At 42.6% G+C, this 8,179-nt stretch carries 10 protein-coding genes; 1 reads left to right on the top strand and 9 read right to left on the bottom strand.

The window, feature by feature from the left end; translation table 11 throughout:
* The 3 genes from B4K11_RS12130 to B4K11_RS12120 form a co-directional block, all read right to left on the bottom strand.
* The coding region (locus B4K11_RS12130; RefSeq protein ID WP_292959403.1) for an MFS transporter at window positions 1-1,128 on the bottom strand (1,128 nt) is incomplete at its 3' end.
* Window positions 1,129-1,385: 257 nt separating this feature from the next.
* On the bottom strand, window positions 1,386-1,949 hold the full coding sequence (locus tag B4K11_RS12125) for a hypothetical protein (RefSeq protein WP_292954981.1): 564 nt from the start codon (window positions 1,947-1,949) through the stop codon (window positions 1,386-1,388).
* 202 nt (window positions 1,950-2,151) lie between these two features.
* Entirely contained in the window at window positions 2,152-3,750 is a 1,599-nt protein-coding gene (locus B4K11_RS12120; RefSeq protein ID WP_292954979.1) for an isocitrate lyase, read from the bottom strand.
* A gap of 175 nt (window positions 3,751-3,925) precedes the next feature.
* Between B4K11_RS12120 and B4K11_RS12115 the strand changes: the two genes are divergently transcribed.
* Window positions 3,926-4,867, top strand: a complete 942-nt coding sequence (locus tag B4K11_RS12115) for a LysR family transcriptional regulator (RefSeq protein ID WP_292954977.1) — start codon at window positions 3,926-3,928, stop codon at window positions 4,865-4,867.
* Window positions 4,868-4,934: 67 nt separating this feature from the next.
* Here the strand turns inward: B4K11_RS12115 and B4K11_RS12110 are convergent, their stop codons facing one another.
* The 6 genes from B4K11_RS12110 to B4K11_RS12085 all read right to left on the bottom strand — a co-directional run.
* A complete protein-coding gene (locus B4K11_RS12110) occupies window positions 4,935-5,195 on the bottom strand; it encodes a hypothetical protein (RefSeq protein WP_292954975.1) in 261 nt (86 codons plus the stop codon).
* A 56-nt stretch (window positions 5,196-5,251) separates the two neighbouring features.
* A complete protein-coding gene (locus B4K11_RS12105) occupies window positions 5,252-5,593 on the bottom strand; it encodes a hypothetical protein (protein WP_292954973.1) in 342 nt (113 codons plus the stop codon).
* Window positions 5,594-5,741: 148 nt separating this feature from the next.
* Window positions 5,742-6,296: a DUF2238 domain-containing protein gene (locus B4K11_RS12100; protein WP_292959402.1), complete on the bottom strand. Its 555-nt coding sequence runs from the start codon at window positions 6,294-6,296 to the stop codon at window positions 5,742-5,744.
* 160 nt (window positions 6,297-6,456) lie between these two features.
* On the bottom strand, window positions 6,457-7,467 hold the full coding sequence (gene hemH, locus B4K11_RS12095) for a ferrochelatase (RefSeq protein ID WP_292959401.1): 1,011 nt from the start codon (window positions 7,465-7,467) through the stop codon (window positions 6,457-6,459).
* A 60-nt stretch (window positions 7,468-7,527) separates the two neighbouring features.
* Window positions 7,528-7,920, bottom strand: coding sequence for a sirohydrochlorin chelatase (locus B4K11_RS12090; RefSeq protein WP_292954967.1), 393 nt, complete (start codon window positions 7,918-7,920; stop codon window positions 7,528-7,530).
* Between the two features lie 23 nt (window positions 7,921-7,943).
* Window positions 7,944-8,179: hypothetical protein (locus B4K11_RS12085; RefSeq protein WP_292959400.1), on the bottom strand; the 236-nt coding region annotated here is incomplete at its 5' end.

The following is an 8,179-nucleotide window of genomic DNA, read 5'->3' as shown; positions in this document are numbered from 1 at the left end:
ACTTTCTGCGAGGTAGCCCGCTAATGTAGGGCCTGCTATTTGACCAACCCCAAAAAAGAAGGTGACAAAGCCAAAGGCTTTACCTGCTTCTGTTGCAGGTAGCATGTCGCTAATAGTGGCGGCAATGATGGCTGGAATGCTAAAAGCAGAAATGCTGAATAGAAACATTGAAAGGTATAGCGCGATTTGGCCAAGTTCAGAAGCGACTAGGGCGTATGAAAGAGTTTGGATTGCGAAGACTGCAATGAGTCCTTTTTTACGGCCAAAATGATCGGAAACCCCACCAAAAAGTGCACCTGAAAAAATACTCAGAATACCTATCAGCATCCATAAGAAACCTGCCTTACTTTCAGTAAAGTGATGCTGTTGGATGAGGGTTGTGACGATAAATGTTGCATAGATAACGTAAGTAAACCCGAATAAGAAATAGATAGAGCCAATATGAAAGATCAGTTTTCTAATATTTTCAGGCTTACCCGTCTCTAGTTTAACGGCTTTGCTGATGTCAGCGTCTTGCGCACCGAATGTGTTTAAATTGAGTTCTCTAGGGTGATTGCGAATGAGCCATACAACAATTCCAGATAATATAATAATGCTGGCGCCGAATAAGCCCCAGCCTATACGCCAGCCAGAGTCTGTCCAGGCTGAATTTAACCAAGGGACGAGTAATCCGCTCAGCACAATGCCTAAGCCGTTACCGACAATCATATAGCCTGCTGCACGACCTCTGTATTTAGGCGAGAACCAGTGCGCGACTAAACTCATTACGGTGATATTTGCGATCCCACTACCTATACCGGTTACAAAGTAGAGTAGGGTGATGAGCTTGAATTCACTGCTTTGACTGACTAATAGCATGCTTAAGCCAACCAATATTAAACCGGTAAATATCGTCCTACGTTCACCTAATTTAGCAATCAGTTTTCCGCAGATAAGAACCGCAGTTAAATATCCAATAAAGTTTCCGGTGCTAATAACGCCCATTTGGGTATAGCTTAGCGATAAGCTGTCACCCATTGATGGAAGTAGCATGCCTAATGCAAAACGGCCCAGCCCTAAACAAGCAAAAAGAGTGAGCACACCTGAAAAGATGATGATCCAAGCGTAATGAATGTTTTTTAAGGGCATAGGGACGTGTTTCAATAGTTTCTAATATGTTAAGTATATAGATGTTTTATAGGCAGATTAAGTGAATAGCTTTAGATAGTGCAGTTGGGAAACATTAAGGAGATCGCTTGGCTTAAACTGAAAATGTTTGGTGTTTAAAAATGTGGCCAAAAGAAAAGGGCGCTATATGCGCCCTTCATCTGATCACTCCAAAATGACGGTTGTCATAGAGGGTGCAAACCGGATCTTTTAAGATATCAGTCTATTCAACTATTAGTTTATTCAGAAACGAGGTTAAGGCAGGCTGCATCAATATCAGCGTCATAATAAGCCATACCTAACTTGTTAAGGTATTCTAGGCGATCAGCCTTCATTAGATCGATCTCAGGTGCATCAAAGCCATTGGCTTGGTAGATACCTGCTAAATAAGCCATAAAGTGCTCACCTTCCTTTACAAGCAGTAAGCTGGCAGCACCCACATCAGGTTTAACTTTGCTGTTTAGCTCTTCAGAAAGCTTAACCGCAAGCACAACAGGCTGCTCTTCGCCTTCAATACGTACACTACGGTCACGTACTGTTTGTTCAGCCCAGTAAAACGCTAGCTCTTTACTTTGTGTTAAAAAAACAGGCTCTACAGACTCTGTGTAGTTGTTACCGATTGTCGCCATGGTTTTTTTAGCTGCAGCTTTCAAATCCCGATCGCCAGAGCGTTTTAATCCGTTCTCTTTAATCGAGCTGACCAGTGCCGATGAGGTTCCGTGATACCAAGTTTCACCGATAGTGAACCCTTGTTGAGTTAATAAATCTTTAGAATCTTGAAGAAAAGTCGGTGTAGTAGCCATAATCGAAATCACTTAATTCAGTTATCTGAGAGAGCAGGTTGGATTCTAACGCAAAAAGCCATTCGAGTGTTACGAGGGGGAGTTAGAAATTTTCATAAAAAAAGCGACACCTTTGAAAAGGGGCCGCTTTTATATTCAAGAGTGGAGTATCTTCCGAGTGATGCCTAAGCAATCACTCGGTTTGTCCACTATGAACGGTGTCTTAGTTAAACTGGTTAGACGTGTTTTTCGCGCCACCAGCTTTAAGAGCGTTTTCACCAGCAAAGTATTCTTTGTGGTCATCGCCCATGTCTGAACCAGACATGTTCTGATGTTTAACACAAGCGATACCTTGACGGATCTCTTCACGCTGAACATTTTTAACGTAACCAAGCATGCCCTGCTCACCGAAGTACTCTTTAGCTAGGTTGTCTACAGACAACGCAGTAGTGTGGTAAGTCGGAAGAGTGATCAAGTGGTGGAATACGTTCGCTTCACGTGCAGTATCAGCCTGGAATGTACGAGTACGTTCGTCAGCTACAGCAGATAGTTCAGAATCGTCGTACTCAGCGCTCATTAGGTTAGCACGGTCGTATGCAGAAACGTCTTTACCTTCAGCAACCCAAGTATCGTAAGTCTGCTGGCGGAAGTTTAGAGTCCAGTTGAAAGATGGAGAGTTGTTATAAACGAGTTTCGCATCTGGGTGTACTTTACGTACGTCGTCCATCATGCCTTTGATTTCGTGAACTGTTGGTACAGCAGTCTCGATCCAAAGAAGGTCAGCACCTGCATTGATAGCTTCGATACAATCGAATACGCAACGCTCGTGGCCAGTACCCTGACGGAACTGGTATAGACCAGAAGGTAGACGCTTAGGACGTACTAGCTTACCGCCACGGTTGAATACAACATCGCCTTCAGCCATGTCTGCAACATCAATCTCTTCAACGTCAAGGTAAGAGTTGTAAACATCGCCCTGGTCGCCAGGTTCGTTAACAACAGCGATCTCTTTAGTAAGACCAGCACCTTCAGAGTCAGTACGTGCAACGATAATACCGTTGTCGATACCAAGCTCTAGGAAAGCGTAACGTAGAGCACGTAGCTTAGCGTGGAAGTCTGCGTGAGGAACAGTTACTTTACCGTCCTGGTGACCACACTGCTTCTCATCAGCAACCTGGTTTTCGATCTGTAGTGCACAAGCACCCGCTTCGATCATCTGCTTAGCCATTAGGTAAGTCGCTTCAGCGTTACCGAAACCAGCATCGATATCAGCAACGATTGGCACAACGTGAGTCACGTGGTTATCGATCTGATCCTGGATTTTAGCTTCTTCAGCAGAATCGCCAGCTTCACGAGCAGTGTCTAGTGCGCGGAAAAGACCGCCTAGTTCACGTGCGTCAGCCTGACGTAGGAATGTGTATAGCTCTTCAACCAAGCTAGCTACAGTAGTCTTTTCGTGCATAGACTGGTCAGGAAGAGGACCGAACTCAGAACGTAGAGCTGCAACCATCCAACCAGAAAGGTACAAGTAACGACGATCAGTTTTGCCACCGAAGTGCTTTTTGATAGAGATCAGTTTCTGCTGACCTACAAAACCGTGCCAGCAACCTAAAGACTGAGTGTATAGAGACTTGTCTTTGTCGAATGCAGCCATGTCAGCACGCATGATATCTGCAGTGTACTGAGCGATGTCTAGGCCAGTTTTGAATTTGTTCTGAGCGCGCATGCGAGCAGCAGATTCTGGGTTAATAGCATCCCAAGGGCTACCAGCTTCTGCTTTAGCAGCTGCGATAGTTTCGATGTCTTTATTAAGTGTAGACATGGTCATTCCTTATATTTGTTCGCAAGCCAGTATTCGGCTAACGCTTAAAAGTTTCGAGAGTGATTCTAGACCTCTCGCTTACATAATTGAAATAAATGACTGTTATTTGCAGTATTTATCATGTGAATGATGATGTGATACTATTAGATCTCTACCGTAGTTGTTTGGCTTTGTTATGAACTTAGATAAAATTGACCTGAACCTTTTAGTCTATCTAGATGTGCTTTTGCGTGAGCGAAATGTAACTCGTTCAGCAAGTTTGTTGGGGATAACACAGCCGGCTATGAGTAATGGCCTGCGTCGTTTACGTGAAACTTTTGGCGATCCTTTGCTGCTAAGAACGAGCGAAGGAATGATGCCTACTGAGAGAGCGCAGAGCATTCAACCACTCTTAAGGCAGGTCTTAGCTTCCGTAGAACAGGTTATTGAACCAATTACTGAATTCGATGCACGTTCCAGTGATCGTGTTTTTCGTATTATGACCAGTGACTACGGTGAAGCGACTCTTTTACCACGGCTATTAAATCGCTTACGTAAAGAAGCACCTGATGTGGTTTTGGACATTCTGACACCCAGTGATATGAGCTTTCAGGAAGTAGAGCAAGGCTTAGTCGATCTGGTAATTAACCGCTTTGATACCCTTCCTCAATCTTTTCATCAGAAAACCTTATGGAAGGATAGCTTCTCTTGTTTATTTGCCGTTGATAACGCTTTAGCGGATGACTTCCGTTTAGAAACATATCTGCATGCACGCCACGTATGGGTGAGTAAAACCGGTATGGGTGCAGGTATGGGGATCACGCCTAAGGATACTAAACGCTTAGGTTGGGTCGATGAGGCATTGGAAGCCATAGGTGCAAAGCGACATATCTCTGTTTTCACTCGACATTATCAATCTGCAGCGCTTTTGGCAGAGCAGAAAGCATTAGTTGCGACTATCCCAACCAAAGCCGCAGTGGCTCAGTATAACAACCCTCGTGTAATCGTTAAAAAACCACCCTTTGATGTACCAGAATTTGAACTGAAAATGGCGTGGAGCCCTTTGTTACAGCACAATGCAGCTCATCGGTGGATACGAGGAGTGATTAGTGAAGTGGCGCAAGGGACTTTAGAGTAACGCTCAAGAAATGATTTTTCGCTCTTGTTGAATAATGACTTCGGATCTAAGAGGCATCTGACTTTTATTAGAACAGACGATTAAATAATAGAAGTAGGGCAATTATTATTGAGCTAGACAAGAAAAACCATATGCCGAGCTCTCTTCTAGAGCGGTACATTTTCTCTTTTTTATGTAGAAGTTCTGCGAGCCCTGTTTCATCTAAATGTGCGCAATAAGGGCAGTTTTCAAGTTTTTCTTGAAAGCGCAGTTCACAGCGCTGGCAGTTTTTAAAGCGGCCTAATAATTTATGTTGTTGCTGTTTTAATTCTAAGAGCGGACCAAACATTAATGCTCATCCTAAGCCTGTTTGCAGAGTAAACTGTGAATCTATTTGATTGGGTGTTAATAATCAAAAGGCGAAATGTGACCTTTATATCCTAAAGGCTCACCGCATTGACCACAAACCCCCGATAGGACCTTCTCGGTTGAGTTACAGTTAGCGCATTCAACTGTTATCGCATCACGTTCTGCTCTCGCTCCGATGACTGCGGCCATTTCAGTTTTAAGGTCTACTGAATCTTCTAGTCCATGTTGCTTTAGAATATTCCACATAGATTCAGTAATTAGAGAGAGCGTTTCAAGTTTCAATTCAAGCTGATTGATTCGTGCAGTATTAATTTCCGACTCTAAGGAAGGGGCAGAAACAACAACCTTTTCTTCTTGTATCTCTTTGGGTGCAGTCATCAGCTTATTTTTACCCTTGTTGATCTAATACAAATTTAGTGAAATATCCCATAATTGCAGTATGTGTAATTAGCCCTTAATTCTAACCTTTTAAGCTTAAATATAAGAAGGTAGTTAGTTCCTGCTATTGAATAGGCGCTTTAGATACTCATATATCTTCAAGTTTATTGAGTTGTTCGTCATGTAAAGAGGAGAGTATCGCTAAGCAACAGCAGGCGCCAAGTAAAGCAAATCCCATATCAGATTGTGTGTCCCATACGTAACCTTGAGTCCCTAGAAACGCTTCTGCTCCTTCACCGGTTAGGAGGGCAACCCACCACTCAATTAACTCATAGAAAGCACTAAAAGCGAGGCAGATCGATATGATTATGAATCCTTGCCAAATTCCACCATTGACAACTCTTTTACGGATTAGAATCTCTCTCGCTAATAATGCAGGTACAAAGCCTTGAAAGAAGTGGCCTACTTTATCGTAATTGTTTCGCTCTGAATTAAATAGGTTTTCGAACAATGGGACTTCAGCATAGGTATAGTGCCCGCCAACCATAAGAACAACACAGTGTAAGAGAATAAAGCCATAGAGTAGAGGAGTGAGCCTAAATGTGTGGTAAGTAGAGGCAAGTAGCGCTCCACCTATAAGCGCAGGCAAAACCTCAAGAAACCAAGTGAATTGGTCTTTTGGGTTAATGCCTGACCAGATCAATACAGATGTAAAGATTAGAACCCATAGGTACTTGATGTCTAATTCTCCTAACCGATCAATAAATATTTCTGATTAGTAGTTTTAGCATGAAGTCCTACGGATTTTAATAGGTATAATATTTTTGTTGGAAATCGCCCTGCACTCAGGGCTTTTTAAGCATTCAGTCTACAATCAGTTCCCGCATCATTTTGATATGATCATCACTGTCATTTAAGCATGGAATGTAATCGTATTGCTCTCCACCGGCCTCAATAAAGTACTCTTTATTCTCAACTTCGATCTCTTCAATCGTTTCAAGGCAATCAGAGGAGAAACCTGGGCAGATCACAGCCACATGTTTTACGCCTTCATTAGGGAGGGATTTGAGCTTTTCTTCAGTATACGGCTGTAGCCATTCCGCTTTACCAAATCTAGATTGAAAACTGGTTATTATACTGAGTTCGTCTAATTGGAGTGATTCAGTGACTAAGCGAGTTGTTTGCATACAAAAACAGAAGTAGGGGTCACCTTGCTCTAGATACCGCTTAGGTGTTCCGTGATATGAAAAAATCAAGCGCTCGGGCATACCTGATTCTTTAATGTAATCTCTTATTGTTTGGCTAATGGCTTCAATATACGCACTGCTCTGATGGTAACCGTTGATAAATCTCAGTGAAGGCACCCAGCGATAGTTTGTTAGTTCTTTTGTAATCGCATCAAAGGTTGAGCCGGTCGTGGCGGCGCAATATTGGGGGTATAAGGGCAACACCGTAATATCACGAACATTTTTATCAGCCAACTCAGCTAATGCTTTTTTTATAGATGGGTTACCGTAACGCATTCCCATGACTACAGGGATTTGATCTTCTCCGTACTGTTCATTTAAGTTTTTTTGTAGCTTATGAGTTTGTTTTTGAGTGATAGCCATTAATGGTGAGCCCTCATCAGTCCAAACAGATGCGTATAGTTTGGCTGAGTTCTTCGGGCGTAAGGGGAGAATGAAAAGATGAAGGATAGCCATCCATATCAAACGCGGTATTTCTACCACACGGTGATCACTTAAAAACTCTTTTAAATAGCGACGTAAGGCCTTAGGTGTCGGCTCATCTGGTGTTCCAAGGTTGATTAAAAGTACGCCTTTCTTAGGTTTCGTACCTTTATGGTCATAGTTTGTCTGACCTTTAAATTTCATTTAAATACCTCTGTATATCATCAACGCTCTTTAGCCAGTCAGTAATTAGTAAAGAGTAATCTAGTTAGCGATGGTGCGGTTTGTGGTCTCGTGCGGAATAAGTGCTTTATGGAGTAATTCAACCATCATTTGTGAGCTACCTAAATGTGGAAGTACCTCGACACTGATATTTTCATTATTCATTGCTGCTCTCTCAGCTTCTTGAGGGATATCTTTATGAACGTGTTTTCCGGCGGATAAAAAATAGGGTAGGACCTTAATTTGGGTAGCCCCTTGTTGGATACATAGTTCTATCGCTTTCGGTATCGATGGGCTAGCGAACTCTAAAAAAGAGCTTTCAATGATCGGGTATTCATCTTTAATCTTGTGTTGTAGTGAGTTCATCAACTCAAACACTTCGTTGTTGGAGTGCTCACGTTTACTGCCGTGGGCTACAATGACGAGTGACTTCATAATATTTCCTGTCATTTTGGGTTTTACGCGACAACCAAACTAGCTTCAGGTTTATTTCTATAGTATTTAAGCGAGTTCTTAAGAGAGCACTTAAGAAAGCACTTAAGAAACTGCTCTGCTATTTCTCCAAGGCTTACCTTCGCAGGTGAGATAGTGTTTGCATGTTTTTCTACAGCCTCGGCATGGAAGTCTATTGTTGAGGATATAAGGCTTGTTTTTACTCGGGGGTTGAGGAGTTGTCTGCATGAATCACCGGCTT

Origin of the sequence: Neptuniibacter sp. UBA6509 (assembly GCA_002435145.1) — a bacterium.
Lineage (GTDB): Bacteria > Pseudomonadota > Gammaproteobacteria > Pseudomonadales > Balneatricaceae > Neptuniibacter.
The sequence above is the reverse complement of the archived record's forward strand: the minus strand, read 5'-3'. Positions and strand labels throughout refer to the sequence as shown.